The sequence below is a fragment of the Corynebacterium sp. NML120713 genome, assembly GCF_001875735.1.
GTDB classification, from domain to species: Bacteria; Actinomycetota; Actinomycetes; order Mycobacteriales; family Mycobacteriaceae; genus Corynebacterium; species Corynebacterium pseudogenitalium.
This window is the reverse complement of record NZ_MLCR01000016.1, coordinates 1-15,694: the sequence shown is the minus strand read 5'-3', so window position 1 is coordinate 15,694 and position 15,694 is coordinate 1. Positions and strand designations below refer to the sequence as shown.

Here is a 15,694-nt window from a genome sequence, read left to right as displayed (position 1 = left end):
CATGTTTGAAACGATCCTCATGGGCTGCGTCATCGTCATGGCGCTCAGCCTGCTCGTCGGCCTCGGTGGTCTGATCCTGGTCAAGGACGAACTCTCCCGCGCCGTCATGGCCGACCTCATCTTCTACGCCATGGTCACCATCTTCCTCGTCTGGTCCATCTGGACCCAGACCATGATCGGCTACGAAATCGCCATCCTCGCAGGCCTCGTCTGTGGCGTTATCCCGACCATCTCCATGGCCCGCATCATCACGAGAGGACGCCGCTAATGACCATCATCGAAATCATCGTCGCAGCGCTCGTCATCGTGGCCACCCTACTGGTGGTCGCCACCGCGCTCCTGCAGCTGCGCGCCCCCGACGCACTGACCCGCGCGAACCTGCTCGGCCCAACCGTCTGCCTCGCCTTCCCGATCCTGGTCGTTGCCAAGCTGATCTGGTCCTGGTCCACCACCGGATTCGACCTCAACGACTTCCTCCGCGCCATCATCGCCATCGCCGGCGTATGGATCGTCGGCTCCGTCGGCTCCTTCATCATGGGCCGCACCCTCTACGGCGTGACCGTCTCCGATAAGCGCGACCGGCACCCGAACCGGCCAAACTACCGGATTTAGGTTCCGTTTTTTGGGGGGTGGCGCCCAAAACCATTCATAGCGTGGGCTTAAAGGAGTGCGATGCAGGTCGCGCATTTTCACCCGCCCGAGCCGGTTTTCGGTGACCAGCATCGCACTCCGTTAACACCTCGACACGAACAAAACGCTTGGGGTGGTGCCGTGTCTGTACCCCAAAAACGCCTAAACCCGCCGGGACGTCACCGTCCTGGCGGGTTTAAATCGTTAAGGGTTACTTCTGCTGCGCAGCGCGCTTAGCAGCAAGGGACTCGCGAACCTTGGTCTCCAGGTCAGCGTCGACCTTGCCCCAGTACTCGTAGACGCGCTCCTCGATCTCCTTGTTGGTGATCGCCATCATCTTGTTCGTGATGTTGTGCACGAAGCGTTCCTTGGCGGCGTCGTCGAAGACGTCGCGGTAGAGGGTGCCGGCCTGGCCGAAGTCGTCATCCTCAGCGTGCTTGACGTAGGCGGCGCGCACCAGGTCGGTGCCCTCCGGGTCCGGGTTGATGTACAGGTTCTCGGCGAGGCCGAGGTCCTGGCCGCTCGCGGAGGTTTCGCCGTCGTCGAGGTAGCCGGCGCCCTTCTCGTAGGAGTTCGGGCTGTAGTTTGGTTCGTTCTCTTCGTTGAAGAAGTATGCCATGGAGCCGCGCTCTGCGTAGGTGTTCACCTCGTTGATCGGGCGGTTGACCGGCAGATCCTTGTAGTTGGCGCCGATGCGGTAGCGCTGCTGGTCAGCGTACGCAAAGACGCGAGCCTGCAGCATACGGTCCGGGGACAGGCCAATGCCTGGGACCAGGTTGGCTGGGTCGAGTGCCAGCTGCTCGATCTGGGCGTGGAAGTTCTTCGGGTTGCGGTTGAGGACGAAGTAGCCGACGTCGATAAGCGGGTAGTCCTTCTGCGACCACGTCTTGGTGAGGTCGAACGGGTTGAAGCGGTAGTCTTTCGCTTCCTCGAACGGCATGATCTGGACCTTGACGTCCCAGATTGGGTAGTCCCCCTCCTTGATGGCATTGAAGAGGTCCTCGCGCTGGAAGTCCGGGTCCGTGCCGGCCTTCTCGGTGGCTTCTTCGTCGGTGAAGCATTCCCAGCCCTGGCGGGTCTTGAAGTGGTACTTGACCCAAACTGGGGTGCCTTCCTCGTTGATCCACTGGAAGGTGTGGGAGCCGAATCCGTCCTGGTGACGGGAGGTCTTCGGAGTGCCGCGGTCGCCGAGCAGGTAGGTCACCTGGTGAGCAGATTCAGGGGTGCGGGTCCAGAAGTCCCACTGCATCTCGTCATCGCGCAGGCCGGAGTTCGGCTGGCGCTTCTGGGAGTGGATGAAGTCCGGGAACTTGATGCCGTCGCGCAGGAAGAACGTCGGGGTGTTATTGCCGACAATGTCGTAGTTGCCGTCTTCGGTGTAGAAGCGCAGCGCAAAGCCGTGGACGTCACGCCAAGTGTCTGGGGAGCCTGCCTCACCAGCAACGGTGGAGAAGCGTGCAGCCATCGGGGTGACGGTGCCAGGCTGGAAGAGCTTCGCCTTCGTGTACTTGGACACGTCCTCGGTGATGTGCAGCTCACCGAATGCTCCGTGGCCCTTCGCGTGTGGAATACGTTCGGGGACATTCTCGCGGTTGAAGTGCGCAAGCTTCTCGATGAGGTGAATGTCATCCAGGACATTCGCGCCCTGACGGCCCTGCGTAACACTCACGTTTTCCGATGGGACGGGCTGGCCACTGAGCTGGGTGGTTTGACCCTTGCCCGCTGGACGTTCGCCGTTCGAAAGGATGTGGTCTACGTTCTTCTCTGCCATTGTTAGTCCCTCCTTATTGTTAGGGTTCGATTTATACAGTACGCGAATATCAGAGTGGCATCAAGGGTTTTTCCAATACTGGTACCCTTTTTATTCGTGAACAGCAGCGATAGCCAGTACGTCACCGACCTCGCCCTCCGGGCAGGTCGGGGCGACAAAGCTGCCCTCACCGACTTCATCGCCGCCACCCAAGACGACGTCTGGCGCCTCCTCGCCCACCTCGCAGGACACGACGCCGCCGACGACCTCACCCAGGAAACCTACCTGCGCGCCCTCGGCGCCCTCCCACGCTTCGCCGGCCGCTCCACCGCCCGCACGTGGCTCCTCTCCATCGCGCGCCGCACCTGGATCGACTCCGTGCGCCACGACCGCAGCCGCCCGCGCGCCACCAACAGTGACTACGACGACGTCGCCAACCAACAGCCCAGCACCGACGACCCGAACCTGTGGCCCGAAGTTATCGACGCCCACAACCTCCTCAACGAACTCGCCCCCGACAGGCGCGAAGCCATCGTCCTCACGCAAGTGCTCGGCTACAGCTACGAGGAAGCCGCCAAAATCGCTGGCGTGCGCATCGGGACCATCCGCTCCCGCGTCGCCCGCGCCCGAAAAGACATCATGCGACTCACTGAACAGACCTAGTTCATAATCCCATTTTTCGTTTATTGCACAGCAGGCCCTCGAAGACCTTGACATCGCGCTTTCACAACCCCACTCGAGCAGCGTCGACATTGTCGTCGATGGGTCCCAGCAGCCGCTACGGATTCCACGATCCGCCGCCTCTGCACTACGCGAAGTGCTCGCCAACGAGGTGGAGGGCAGGCCGGTTGAAATAGTGCCCGTACGTAAAGAACTCACCACCCAGCAGGCGGCGGACCTCCTCCACGTGTCCAGGCCTCACGTCGTGAAGCTCATCGACACCGGCCAATTAGCCGGCCACAAAGTCGGGGCGCACCGGCGCCTCTACGCCGACGACGTCTTCGCATTCATACGCAAAAGGGACGCAGCGCAGCGCGCCAACACGGACGAATGATCCACCTGGAACCAAACCAAAAAGGTTCCGAATTCACCGACCAGGCCCAACCCATCAACTACACTGCCTTTTATGATTCGAAACGCAATAGCGATCTCCTTTGCCTTCATCGGCATCGTTGTCGGCGCCGGGTTTGCGTCCGGGCAGGAAGCGATGCAGTACTTTGTAGCCTTCGGCACGCAAGGCATTTGGGGAGCACTCTTGAGCTCGGCCCTGATGCTGGTCGGCGGTATCTCCATCCTCCAGCTTGGCTCCTACTTCCAGGCGACTGAACACATGGAAGTGCTCGGCAACATCACGGGCAAGGTCATGGGCTGGGTGCTCGACATCTCGACCATCATCACGCTGTTCTCCATCGGGTTCATCATGTTCGCAGGTGCGGGCGCGAACCTGAACCAGCAGTTCGGCATCCCGGTCTGGATCGGCGCCGTCATCATGCTGGCAATGGTGCTCGGTGTTGGCATGCTGGACGTCAATAAGGTGACCGGCGCGATCGGCATCCTCACCCCATTCCTCCTGATCTTCGTGATCGGCGGCTGCACCTGGACCATCGTCAACGCGCAGCCAGACTGGGATAGCATCAACATCGCAGCCCAGGACGTCGCAACCGAGCTGCCAAACTGGTGGATCGCCGCACTGAACTACACCGGCCTGAACTTCATCTGCGTTGTGTCCATGGCGGTCGTCATCGGCGGCAACTACCTCGATCCGCGCGAAACCGGCCTCGGCGGCCTCTTCGGCGGCATTGCCTACCTCGCGATGCTGCTCCTGCTCGGCATGGGCCTCATGGTCAGCATCAGCGACGTCAACGGCCACGACATGCCGATGCTCACCCTCATCAACAACATCAACCCAACACTCGGCCTCATCATGACGTTCGTGATCTTCGGCATGATTTTCGCCACCTCGTTGGGCATGTTCTACGCCCTAGGCAAGCGCCTGGCACGCGGTCGCCAGCAGAAGTTCCGCGTCATCTACATCTCCGCGTGCCTGATCGGGTTCGTCCTGTCCTTCGTCGGCTTCAAGGACTTAATCTCGTTCGTCTACCCGATCCTGGGCTACCTGGGCCTGGTACTCATCGTCGTGGTCACATCAGCCCGCATCCGCGGCTCGGAAACCCTGCGCCACGAAGGCAGCCTGCGACGCCGCGCCCTCGAGCTCATGAAGGACAAACTCGATCCGCGCGTGAAGTTCACCCGCCACGACCAGCGCGAGCTGGACAAGATTACCGAGAAGTCCGTCATGGAAAATAAGGACTTCAAGGAAGCCATGATCGAAGAGGCCGAGCAGGCCCTCGAAGCGGAAGAAGTCCTCGAGACGGAAGAGGCTGAGAGCCAGGCTAAATAATCCTGCTCCGCCAAGTGCCAAGGGACGCAAGATGCGTGCTTTGGCACTTTTTCTTTGGCTCATACAAGGGTGAGCGCACCAAATTCCTGTTTTTCGGAGAGGGGTCGGGACGTTTCCCCAGGTCGTAGGCAGTACTTGATGGAATGTGGTGTCCCCACCACCCGGTCCGACACCAAATTCCCGCTTTCAGGAGCAGCCCTGAGCGTTTCCCCAGGTCGTTGGCGCTGCTCAAAGGAATGTGGTGTCTCCACCACCACCAGCAACACGCTCAAAGCGCAGCAAAAAGCGGCCCCGCCAGGGAACAAACCCCAGGGGACCGCCTCAAGCGCCCTCAAGCGCCCTCAAGAAGCCAGAAAAGCTACTTCACAAGCAGCTCCGCAATCTGAATCGTGTTCAGTGCGGCGCCCTTGCGCAGGTTGTCGCCGGAGACGACGAACACGAGGCCGCGGTTGCCGTCGACGGCCTGGTCCTGGCGGATGCGGCCGACGAGGGAATCGTCCTTGCCGGCGGCGGCGAGAGGGGTCGGTACGTCGACGACGGAGACGCCCGGCGCGGCCTCCAGGACGGCGCGAGCTTGGTCAGGGGTGATTTCCTTCTCAAACTCGGCGTGGACGACCATGGTGTGCCCGGTGAACACTGGGACGCGGACGCAGGTGCCGGAGACGCGCAGATCTGGGATGGAGAGGATCTTGCGCGATTCGTTGCGGAGTTTCTGCTCCTCGTCGGTTTCTTCGGTGCCGTCGTCGACGAGGTTGCCGGCGAGTGGCAGCGCGTTGAAGGCGATCGGTGCGACGTATGGGCCGAGCTCCTCGGGCTGGAGGAGGGAGCCGTCGAGGGCGAGTTCGGTGTTGCGCTCGCCGATTTCGGCGACCTGATTTGCAAGCGCCTGCACACCGGCGAGGCCGGAGCCGGATACGGCCTGGTAGGAGGCTACGCGCATGGTGTGAAGGCCGGCGGCGTCATGGAGTGCCTTGGCCACGGGCATGATTGCCATGGTGGTGCAGTTCGGGTTCGCGATGATGCCCTTGGCTGGCGCCTTGGCTTCGTCGGGGTTGACCTCGGAGACGATGAGGGGGACGTCGTCGTCCTTGCGCCACGCGGAGGAGTTGTCTACGACGGTGGCGCCGGCGGCTGCGAAGACTGGGGCCCACTGCTTGGAGGTGCCGCCGCCTGCGGAAAAGAGCGCGATGTCGACGTCGGCGACGGAGTCTTCGGTGACCTGGGTGAGGTCTTCGACGACGACGTCCTGGCCGCGGTATTCGAGGTGCTTACCCGCGGAGCGTGGTGATGCGAAGAAGCGCACTTTGTCCGCTGGGAAGTCTCGTTCGGCGAGGATTTCGCGCATGACGCGGCCGACCTGGCCGGTTGCACCTACTACTGCGATGGTGGTCATGAAGTGTGTCCTTTCTTAGCGTCCGGTGCCAGCGTAGACGATGGCTGGTTCGTCGCCGCCGAGTTCGAACTTGTCGTGGATAGCGCGGGTGGCTTCCTCAAGGTCGATTTCGCGTACAACGGCAGTGATGCGGATTTCGGAGGTGGTGATCATGTCGATGTTCACGCCGGCGTCGCGAAGTGCTTCGGTGAAGTCGGCGGTGACGCCCGGGTGGGTCTTCATGCCTGCACCGATGAGGGACACCTTGCCGATCTGGTCGTTGTAGGTGATGTTGTCCCAGCCTTCTTTCGCCTGGAGGGCCTTGAGCAGTTCCATGGCGCGGGGGCCGTCGGCAATTGGGAGGGTGAAGGTGATGTCGGTGGTCAGGTTGTGGAGGCTGGAGATGTTCTGCAGCACCATGTCGATGTTGATCTCGTTGTCGGCGAGGACGCGGAACACCTTGGCGGCCTCCCCTGGCAGGTCCTTGACGCCGAGGATGGTGATTTTCGCTTCGGAGGCGTCGGTGGCAACGCCGGACAGTACTGCTTCTTCCATGGGGATATCCTCCAATGCTCCGGCGACGAGGGTGCCGGGATCGTTGCTGTATGACGAACGCACCCGCATGGGTACGTTGAATGCGCGCGCATATTCCACACTGCGCAGCACAAGGATTTTCGAGCCGGACGCGGCGAGCTCAAGCATCTCTTCGAAGCAGAGTTTGTCGAGCTTGCGGGCATCGTGGACGATGCGTGGGTCGGCGGTGTAGACGCCGTCGACGTCCGAGTAGATTTCGCACTCGTCGGCGCCGAGGGCGGCGGCGAGGGCGACGGCGGTGGTATCGGACCCGCCGCGGCCGAGGGTGGTGACGTCCTTGGTGTCACGGTTGACGCCCTGGAAGCCGGCGACGATGGCGATGCGGCCGGCGTCGATAGCTTCTTGGACGCGGCCCGGCGTCACCTCAATAATGCGGGCGTTGCCGTGGCGCTCGGTGGTGATGACGCCCGCTTGCGAGCCGGTGAAGGACTGCACATCAGCGCCGAAGGATGCGACCGCCATCGCGACCAGCGAGTTCGAGATGCGCTCGCCTGCGGTGAGCAGCATGTCCATCTCGCGGGCGGGTGGGGTTGGGTTGACGCGGGCGGCGAGGTCCAGCAGCTCGTCGGTGGTGTCGCCCATTGCGGAACACACCACCACGACATCGTGCCCCTGCTTCTTAGTGGCAACGATGCGTTCAGCAACCGCGCGTATGCGGTCGGCGCTTTCGAGGGACGAGCCCCCGTATTTCTGCACGATCAATGCCATGGTAGAACCTTCCATCGGTGTAAAAACTGTCGCGTGAAAATCCGCACTATAAGAATAGCGTCCCAAAAACGACTATGGGGCGACATGGCACAGAAAATTAGTATTATCGTTGACCATGCAGAACGACTTCCTTGCGATTAGCTTTGCGCTCACGTCTGCGCTGCTCATCGCGGTGGGGACGGTGTGGCGCCACCGCATCTTGCGCGCCGGCCGCTCCACAACGGAGGTCAATCCCTCACCGCTTTCTTCTTTGCGACGCCCCGCCTGGTGGGCATCGCTCACCCTTGCGCTGGCCGCGTACGGATTTCAGGCGCTGGCGCTGGCGTTCGGATCCCTGCTGGTAGTCCAGCCGATTCTGGTGCTGTCACTGATGTTCACGCTGCTACTTTCGGCGCGCGTGGAGCACCGCACAATGTCGCCGCAGGGCACGGCGTGGGCGACGCTGCTGACCATTTTCGTTGCGGTGGTGATCCTGGTGGGCCGCCCGGTTCCGGGCACCGCCCCGCCGGGGATGGTCGGCTGGGTGCTGGCAATCGGGGTTGGGCTGGCCTGGATGGTCGGGACGGTCGCGTTCGCCCGCACCCGTGGCGCCGCTACGCAGGCGCTGGCCTACGGCATCCTGTGCGGCGCGATCTTCGGCTACCTGGCGGTGTTTTCCAAGGTGGCTGTGGACGCCTACGTACACGGCGGAGTCGTTGGACTTGTGGAGTCGTGGCAGTTCTGGGCCATGCTGGCCTGCGCGGTGCTGGGCACGGCAGTGCAGCAGTTCGCGTTCGGCGCCAGCAAGCTGGCCACCACGCTGCCGGCCATGAAGGTTGTTGAGCCGCTGGTTGCACTCACCTTGGGCATCGTGCTGCTTGGGGAGAACTTCGCCGTGTCCAGTGTTGGGGGTTGGGTAGCGATGGTGGCGTCGATAATTATGATGCTGGCCAGCGCGGCGATGCTCACACGGGTCAGTATTCAAGTGGGATAGGCCCAAACCGTGTATGCTTTGGCGCATGTCACATCAGCTGCTGCTCCTAATCTGCCGCGGCGGGATACAGGCCTCGTTGTAACACGGCCGGCGCCCGTCGCGGAGTTTGTGCACGCCGACCGTGAAACTCGCCACGAAGGAGAACAGCCACAATGACCACCCAACCAGCCTGGAATAAGCAGCAGCCATCGAAGATGCCAGCGCACCGCTACCTGCCGTTTGCGCAGGAGGTAGAGCCTATCCGCCTGCCGGATCGCACCTGGCCAGACGCCACCATCACGCACGCGCCACAGTGGTGCGCGGTGGACCTGCGCGACGGCAACCAGGCCCTGATTGACCCGATGAACCCGGAGCGCAAGCGCCGCATGTTCAACCTGCTGGTGGAGATGGGTTACAAGGAGATCGAGGTGGGCTTCCCGTCCGCCTCGCAGACTGACTTCAACTTTGTGCGCGAGATCATCGAGCAGGACATGATCCCGGATGACGTCACCATCCAGGTGCTGGTGCAGGCCCGTGAGCACCTGATTCATCGCACGTTCGAGGCGTGCTCGGGCGCGAAGAACGTGATCGTGCACTTCTACAACTCGACGTCGAAGCTGCAGCGCGAAGTGGTGTTCCGGAAAGACCGCCCGGCGATCAAGAAACTGGCGACGGACGCGGCGGAGCTGATCAAGGGCATCGCGAAGGATTACCCGGACACGAACTGGCGCTGGCAGTACTCGCCGGAGTCCTTCACCGGCACTGAGCTGGACTTTGCGGTTGAGGTGTGCGACGCCGTCGTCGAGATCATGGACGCGACCCCTGAGCAGCCGATGATCATCAACCTGCCGGCGACCGTCGAAATGATTACCCCAAATGTGTATGCGGACTCGGTGGAGTGGATGCACCGCAACCTGAAGCGCCGCGACTCCATCATCCTGTCGCTGCACCCCCACAACGACCGCGGCGAAGGCATCGCCGCGGCCGAGCTGGGCTACATGGCGGGCGCGGACCGCATCGAAGGCTGCCTGTTCGGCAACGGTGAGCGCACCGGCAACGTCGACCTGGTCACACTGGGCCTGAACATGCTGACGCAGGGCGTCGACCCGCAGATCGACTTCTCTGATATCCAGCGCATCCGCGACGTCGTGGAGTACTGCAACCAGCTGCGCGTCCCCGAGCGCCACCCATACGGCGGCGACCTGGTCTTCACGGCGTTCTCCGGCTCGCACCAGGACGCTATTAATAAAGGCCTGGACGCACTGGCGAGCAAGGTGCGCCCCGGCGCGAACTCCACTGAGGTGCAGTGGGAAGAGCTGCGCGAGACGGTCTGGGAGGTCCCATACCTGCCGATCGACCCGAAGGATGTGGGCCGCGACTACGAGGCTGTCATCCGCGTCAACTCCCAGTCCGGCAAGGGTGGCGTTGCCTACATCATGAAGACGGACCACGGCATCGATATGCCGAAGGCGATGCAGCCGGAGTTCTCCGCGGTGGTGCAGAACATCACCGACAACGAGGGCGGCGAGGTCAACTCGAAGAACATGTGGGACATCTTCGCCACGACCTACCTGGACCCAGATTCGCCACTGGAGCTGCACTCCTTCCGCACGTCGGATGAGGAGGGCACGGACGCCACGACGACCGGGATCCGCGCGCGCGTGACCTACAACGGCCAGGACCACGAAGTCACGGGTGTCGGCAACGGCCCGATCGCGGCATTCGCGAACGCGCTGGAGCACATCGGCATCAACGTCGAGGTGCAGGACTACTCGCAGCGCGCCCGCTCCGCGGGTGACGACGCCGACGCGGCCTGCTACATCTACGCGGATGTCGACGGCAAGTGTGCGTGGGGCGCTGGCGTGGCAGGATCGACGACGTTGGCGTCGATGCAGGCCATCGTGTCCGCGGTGAACCGTTCGACGGTCGCGTAACACCACCCCCGTTAGGGGGGTCGTTCTGCCTGGCGGACTGAGATGCGAGTGATAAAGCGCGCTCGCTTCTCTTACGCCTCTCTCAGCGAATAAGAATCCGCGCTGCGTACGAACGTGACGTGTCACACGCCTCCACAGGTCGACATGTGTTTACCCAGGTGCGCGCCTTATACTCATTGCTCGGAGATTTATCTACTGGCGAGGCAGCACCGGGTAAGGCAGGGCGAAATGGCAACAACATACGTGGTTCCAGACCACGGGCTTGGTGCTGTTCGCAACATCCCGGTGCACGAGGCGGAGCAAGAGCACATCATTCACCTGCTCGATTCCGCCGATACGGACGTTGCGGACCTCGCGGCGCTGCTTATCCCGCGCGCTGAGGGCGGCGGGTTCGACATTCACTTCCAGGACTCGGTGCTCGGCAGCATGAGCGCCTCGGACGCGCGCGAGTACGCGGAGCTGTCCTGGATCGTGGAAGCCTCGATGATCCCGCAGGTCACGGTGCGCGCCACCCGCCTTGCGGACGGCTCCCTGCAAACCGTCCTCCGCCTGCCACGCCCCGGCCTGTGCATCCCCACCAACCAGCCCCCGACCGAGCCGTGGGTGTTTCTCGACGACACCCGCACCTACGACGTCTCCTTCCTCCCGGACGCGCAGGAAGCCCAGGAAGTTTCGGTGCTGGACCGGAAGCATTACCTGCTCACGCTGAGCGCCACTGAGGATGCTGCCGAAGATACTGTGCAGGTCGCGATTGGGGATCGGGCCGTCGGCACCCTGGTGGGGCCAGTGGCCACCGCGCTGCTGCCGACGCTGCAGTCCCTCAGCGAGCGTGGCCTGCTGGCGGTAGCTCACGGCTACCTCGCGCCGCTGGGTGGCAAGCCGTCGTTGAGCGTGACCGTTGGCCCACTCGCCCCGGACGTGCTTCCGCCCCTCTCCCCGATTCCGCCGGTGCAGGTCCACCCGCGCCACCCGGATACCTCGGCGATGTCGGCGACCACCGTGATCCCCGTGGTACGCCCAGAGGAGCTGGAAGACAGCGCCGACGCGGTGGCCAAGTCCGCCGCAGCGAAGGCTGATTCGGAGGAGTTCCCCGCCGTGGAGACCCCGGCGGACGAGAAGGCCCCGGAGGCGCAGCCGAAGAAGAACCAGCCGATCCACCCGATGCGCTGGGTAGCCGCTGTCATCGGCGCGCTGCTGATCGCACTGATCGGCTCGGTGGCGTTCAGCGAGCAGTGGAGCGGCTCGCCGGACACAGTTTCCACGTACATGACGGAGCCTGCGCACTCCCCGAGCAAGTCCGGCCAGAAGCCGGAACCTTCGAAGCGGTCGACGGAACAGACCACCGAGGAGACCACACCGCCTTCTTCGGAGCCCGCGTCTGAGCCGGCCTCGGCGCCAGCCCCGGCGCAACAGGAACCGGCGTACCAGATGCCAGCACAGCCGGCCCCGGTGTGGCAGGCCCCAACGCCTGCGCCCGTGCCCGCCCCTGCGCCTGCACCAGCGCCTGTGCAGCAGCCCGCTCCCGTGCAGGAACAGCCCGCGCCGGCCCCTGCACCAGCGCCTGCCCCCGACTACCAGTACAATTTCGGCGGCCTGCAGATCCAGTCAGACACGCCGCTCGGCGGGCCATTACACCGCGTGCAGTGGCCATAGCTACTATCAGAGTGATGACAACACCTGACCACGAGCTCTTTCCGTTCGTCGCGGTAAGCGCCCTTTCGACAAGCATCCACCCCTCCACGGGGCGTTTGCTCACCCTCGATGCGGTCACGTTCGACGAAAACGGCGAGGTCGGCGAGGACTTCCACGCCGTATTCAACCCGGTCAAAGACGCCGGCCCACGCCACCTGCACAACCTGGAGAAGAGCGACTTCGCTCAGGCGCCACGGTTCGCGCGGCACCTCAAGACACTCAACAAGCTTATCGACGACCGCACCCTCATCGTGCTCGACAGCCCCACGGAGTGGGGGTACCTCGTCTCCGAGTCGCGCCGCGCCATGAACGCCGCCGCCCGCGCCAACCGCCAACGCGCCCGCAAACACAACCGGCGCCGCCAGCGCGTCGGCCACATCCCGCGCCCCGAAGCAATCGTGGACATCCTCGGCAGCGCGCGCCGCCAGGGCCACATCCTCATCGACGAGCGACTCAACGCCGTGGCCAACCAAGTCGGCGTGCTCTCCGAACCGGCCACCGCCACCGTCGAACGCGCCAGCGTCCCCGAGGAGGAACTTTCCCGGGCGGCCACACTGAAGCTCGTCGCGGTGTACCTGCAGCTGCGCGAAAACGGCACGCTGACCAGCATTGACCCGGAGGACCTCAAGGCGGACCGCTTCGGCCTGCAGCGCTCCGCACTGCGGGTGGACGCGCATAAGCGCGAAGGGGACGTCGATAATCTGGGCGTCTACACGGGTGCGGGCCTCAAGCCAGGCATGGAGATCTCCATCTCCGACGACGTCGCCGTCGACCCCGACGAGCTCATCCAGGCCGCGCTCGACGCCGGGCTGAACTACCAAGAAAAGCTCACACGCACCGCATCCCTCGTAGTATCCGACGCCCCCTCCCGCGGCGCAGAACTGCGTGGCAAAGCGATGCACGCGCACCGCAAAAACATCCCGGTGCTCAGCGCGCAGGAGTTTCTCCAGGCCGTAGCGCGCGACTAACGTAGAGGCATGCTCTCACAACTGCGTACCTCTGTTGCGCTGGCCGCCGCGAAGGCCGCCACGTTCGCGTCGCGCGCCACCGGCCGCGGCGCCGGCGGCATGATCGGCGGGCTCGTTGCCAACGCGATCGACCCGAACATCATGGCAGGCCTGTCCAAGGGGCGCCCGGCCGTGCTGGTGACGGGCACGAACGGCAAGTCCACCACCACAAAGATGCTGGTGGCGGCGCTGCGCTCCACCAGGACCGTGGCCACCAACGACGGCGGCGACAACATGGACGCCGGCATCATCTCCGCGCTCATGGCGGGCAAGGACGCCTCCACGATCGCCCTCGAGGTCGACGAGCTGCACGTCCCCCACGTCGCCGACCGGCTGCAGCCGAAGGCGTTCGTGCTGCTCAACCTGTCGCGCGACCAGCTGGACCGCGTCGGCGAGATCAACAAGATCGAGCGCGCCCTCCGCGGCGCCGTCAACGCCCACCCGGAGGCCACCGTCATCGCTAACTGCGACGACGTGCTGATGACCTCCGTCGCCTGGGACCACCCCAACGTCATCTGGGTTTCCGCGGGCGCTGGCTGGCTCGGAGACTCCGTCACCAACCCCCGCAGCGGCGGCCACGTCGTACGCACCGAGGACGACTGGTACGCCGTCGAGCCCCTCCCCGATGGCTCCGAGTTTCGACGCCCTACCCCCACCTACGCCGTCACCGACGACGGCCTGCGCTGCCCGGATGGGGGCGTCGTCACGCTTGACCTGGCGCTACCCGGGCGGGCCAACCGCGGCAACGCCGCACAGGCCGTAGCCTGCGCCGTCGACGTCTTCGGTGTACCACTCGCCTCCGCGCTCGCCGCCGTCGCCGACGTCCAAGACGTCGCCGGGCGCTACTCCACCATCCACTTCGGCGACCACGAAGTCCGCCTCCTGCTGGCCAAGAACCCGGCAGGCTGGCAAGAGGCCCTCTCCATGGTGGACCGCACCGCCGACGGCCTCGTCATCGCCGTCAACGGCCAAGTCGCCGACGGCGAAGACCTCTCCTGGCTCTGGGACGTCAAGTTCGAAGACTTCCACGGCATCGCCGTCAAAGCCGCCGGCGAACGCGGCACCGACCTCGCCGTGCGCCTGCTCTACGCCGACATCGAACACGAACTGATCCACAACTGCGTCGACGCCATCCGCGCCTGCCCACCCGGCCGCGTCGAAGTGCTGGCCAACTACACCGCCTTCCGCGACCTCAAAAAGGACCTACACAAGGAGCTGGACCGTGACTAACACTTTGACCATCGGCCTGCTGCTGCCCGACGTACTCGGCACCTACGGCGACGACGGCAACGCACTCGTCCTGCGCCAACGCGCCCGCATGCGAGGCATCGACACCCACATCCGACCCATCCCCCTCACCGAGGACATCCCCTCCGACTGCGACATCTACACCCTCGGCGGCGGCGAGGACTCCGCCCAAATCATTGCGGCCTCCCGCCTGCAAGCATCCCCCGGCCTGCAGCGCGCCATCGACGCCGGCCGCCCCGTCTTCGCCGTCTGCGCCGGCATGCAGGTCCTCGGCCACAGCTTCACCGCCCACGGCGAGGAAGTCGCCGGCATCGGCGTCCTCGACGTCCGCACCTCCCCCATGTCGGAGCGCGCCATCGGGGAAGTCCAATCCCACCCACTTCTCGACGGCCTCTCCGCCCCCCTCACCGGATTCGAAAACCACATGGGCGGCACCACCCTCGGCCCCGACGCCTCCCCACTCGGCCAGGTGAAACGCGGCGTGGGCAACAACGTGGGTGCTGGTTCTCGGGCTGGCGTTGAGGGCGTTGTGCAGGGCAGTGTCATCGCCACCTACATGCACGGCCCCGCCCTGGCCCGCAACCCCGAACTTGCCGACCTCCTCCTCGCCCGCGCCCTCGGCATCCACGCCCAGGAACTCACCCCACTCGCGTTGCCCGAGGTGGACCAGCTGCGCAAGGAGCGCCTCAGGTAGGTTGCCGCTAGCGCTCTAGGAGCCAGTGCCAAAGGACGCAATTCGTTCCGAGGAACTCGGGAAAAGCCCAGGTCGCAAATAAGCGGTTGCGTCCTTTGGCACTCGGCCCGGTTGGGGTGACACCAAATTCCCTCATTGGATTTTCGCGACCTGGGGAAACGCCTCAGCGCCTGCTCGAACGCTCTGTGTCAAGTGGTTGTGGGCCAGATTCATGGTTAACAATGCATCATCAATGCACGCGGCATCGGCGCTGTCTTAGTTGTTGTGCGGATAATTGTGACTTTCTCAGGCAACCCAATCGGTGTTTTCGGTCGCGCGGTAATTACCCCATCAGCAAGGGCTTGCTCGACGGCACTTCGCCGGTTAGCCTCCAGCTTTTGCCACGTGCCGTCTAGCACGCTTTGCGGTGTGTACCCATTAATCCCACTGTGGGGCCGGTGGTTATACAACGTTGTAAACTCATCAACCCAGGCCGCTGCATGTTTAATGCTGGCAAAAGCCCTCGGGTAGTAGGCCATACCTTTCATGGTGTGAAACAACGACTCCATATGCGGATTATCGTTACTAATCGACGGCCTGCTGAAGGAGCGTTTGACCTGGTGGGCATCAAAAAGTCTGCCAAGGCTGCGACTGGTCATCGCTGCCCCGTTATCGGAGTGCACCGTGTCGACATCAGGGTGTGCGGCAAAGATTTCTTCAAACATATGTCGTG

General features: G+C 63.7%; 15 protein-coding genes. 11 read left to right on the top strand and 4 right to left on the bottom strand.

Features of this window, described 5'->3' with window-relative positions; all coding sequences use genetic code 11:
- Nucleotide 1: 1 nt before the first annotated feature.
- Complete coding sequence (locus BJP06_RS08840; protein ID WP_071573602.1) at nucleotides 2-268, top strand: cation:proton antiporter; 267 nt, start codon at nucleotides 2-4, stop codon at nucleotides 266-268.
- Entirely contained in the window at nucleotides 268-612 is a 345-nt protein-coding gene (locus BJP06_RS08835) for a Na+/H+ antiporter subunit G (protein WP_070363266.1), read from the top strand. Before BJP06_RS08840 ends, BJP06_RS08835 begins: the two co-directional genes overlap by 1 nt.
- A gap of 229 nt (nucleotides 613-841) precedes the next feature.
- Here BJP06_RS08835 and BJP06_RS08830 read toward each other — a convergent pair whose 3' ends face one another.
- Nucleotides 842-2,401 carry a catalase gene (locus BJP06_RS08830; RefSeq protein WP_071573601.1) on the bottom strand — a complete coding sequence of 520 codons (1,560 nt, stop codon included), beginning with the start codon at nucleotides 2,399-2,401 and terminating at the stop codon, nucleotides 842-844.
- A gap of 96 nt (nucleotides 2,402-2,497) precedes the next feature.
- On the opposite strand from BJP06_RS08830, the gene BJP06_RS08825 reads away from it, so the two are divergent.
- The 3 genes from BJP06_RS08825 to BJP06_RS08815 all read left to right on the top strand — a co-directional run bounded on the left by BJP06_RS08825 (nucleotide 2,498) and on the right by BJP06_RS08815 (nucleotide 4,781).
- The gene (locus BJP06_RS08825) at nucleotides 2,498-3,043 is read left to right on the top strand and encodes an RNA polymerase sigma factor (RefSeq protein WP_070363268.1); all 546 of its coding nucleotides are present in this window, start codon (nucleotides 2,498-2,500) and stop codon (nucleotides 3,041-3,043) included.
- A 193-nt stretch (nucleotides 3,044-3,236) separates the two neighbouring features.
- On the top strand, nucleotides 3,237-3,434 hold the full coding sequence (locus tag BJP06_RS12330; protein ID WP_177224298.1) for a helix-turn-helix domain-containing protein: 198 nt from the start codon (nucleotides 3,237-3,239) through the stop codon (nucleotides 3,432-3,434).
- Nucleotides 3,435-3,506: 72 nt separating this feature from the next.
- The gene (locus BJP06_RS08815; protein WP_070477286.1) at nucleotides 3,507-4,781 is read left to right on the top strand and encodes a hypothetical protein; all 1,275 of its coding nucleotides are present in this window, start codon (nucleotides 3,507-3,509) and stop codon (nucleotides 4,779-4,781) included.
- Nucleotides 4,782-5,139: 358 nt separating this feature from the next.
- Here BJP06_RS08815 and BJP06_RS08810 read toward each other — a convergent pair whose 3' ends face one another.
- Nucleotides 5,140-6,174, bottom strand: coding sequence for an aspartate-semialdehyde dehydrogenase (locus BJP06_RS08810; protein WP_070477284.1), 1,035 nt, complete (start codon nucleotides 6,172-6,174; stop codon nucleotides 5,140-5,142).
- A gap of 15 nt (nucleotides 6,175-6,189) precedes the next feature.
- The gene (locus tag BJP06_RS08805) at nucleotides 6,190-7,455 is read right to left on the bottom strand and encodes an aspartate kinase (RefSeq protein ID WP_070363272.1); all 1,266 of its coding nucleotides are present in this window, start codon (nucleotides 7,453-7,455) and stop codon (nucleotides 6,190-6,192) included.
- A gap of 115 nt (nucleotides 7,456-7,570) precedes the next feature.
- Between BJP06_RS08805 and BJP06_RS08800 the strand changes: the two genes are divergently transcribed.
- From BJP06_RS08800 to BJP06_RS08775, 6 genes are all read left to right on the top strand, one after another.
- Nucleotides 7,571-8,428, top strand: a complete 858-nt coding sequence (locus BJP06_RS08800) for a DMT family transporter (RefSeq protein WP_071573599.1) — start codon at nucleotides 7,571-7,573, stop codon at nucleotides 8,426-8,428.
- A 152-nt stretch (nucleotides 8,429-8,580) separates the two neighbouring features.
- Complete coding sequence (leuA, locus tag BJP06_RS08795; protein ID WP_255365830.1) at nucleotides 8,581-10,341, top strand: 2-isopropylmalate synthase; 1,761 nt, start codon at nucleotides 8,581-8,583, stop codon at nucleotides 10,339-10,341.
- Between the two features lie 228 nt (nucleotides 10,342-10,569).
- Nucleotides 10,570-11,994 carry a hypothetical protein gene (locus BJP06_RS08790; RefSeq protein WP_071573598.1) on the top strand — a complete coding sequence of 475 codons (1,425 nt, stop codon included), beginning with the start codon at nucleotides 10,570-10,572 and terminating at the stop codon, nucleotides 11,992-11,994.
- A gap of 14 nt (nucleotides 11,995-12,008) precedes the next feature.
- Nucleotides 12,009-13,001 (top strand): DNA polymerase III subunit epsilon, encoded by a 993-nt coding sequence (locus BJP06_RS08785; RefSeq protein ID WP_071573597.1) that lies wholly within the window; start codon nucleotides 12,009-12,011, stop codon nucleotides 12,999-13,001.
- Nucleotides 13,002-13,010: 9 nt separating this feature from the next.
- Nucleotides 13,011-14,270, top strand: a complete 1,260-nt coding sequence (locus BJP06_RS08780; protein ID WP_070477278.1) for a Mur ligase family protein — start codon at nucleotides 13,011-13,013, stop codon at nucleotides 14,268-14,270.
- Complete coding sequence (locus tag BJP06_RS08775) at nucleotides 14,263-14,982, top strand: type 1 glutamine amidotransferase (RefSeq protein ID WP_071566422.1); 720 nt, start codon at nucleotides 14,263-14,265, stop codon at nucleotides 14,980-14,982. Before BJP06_RS08780 ends, BJP06_RS08775 begins: the two co-directional genes overlap by 8 nt.
- A gap of 215 nt (nucleotides 14,983-15,197) precedes the next feature.
- Here BJP06_RS08775 and BJP06_RS08770 read toward each other — a convergent pair.
- The coding region (locus tag BJP06_RS08770; RefSeq protein ID WP_143110607.1) for an integrase core domain-containing protein at nucleotides 15,198-15,694 on the bottom strand (497 nt) is incomplete at its 5' end.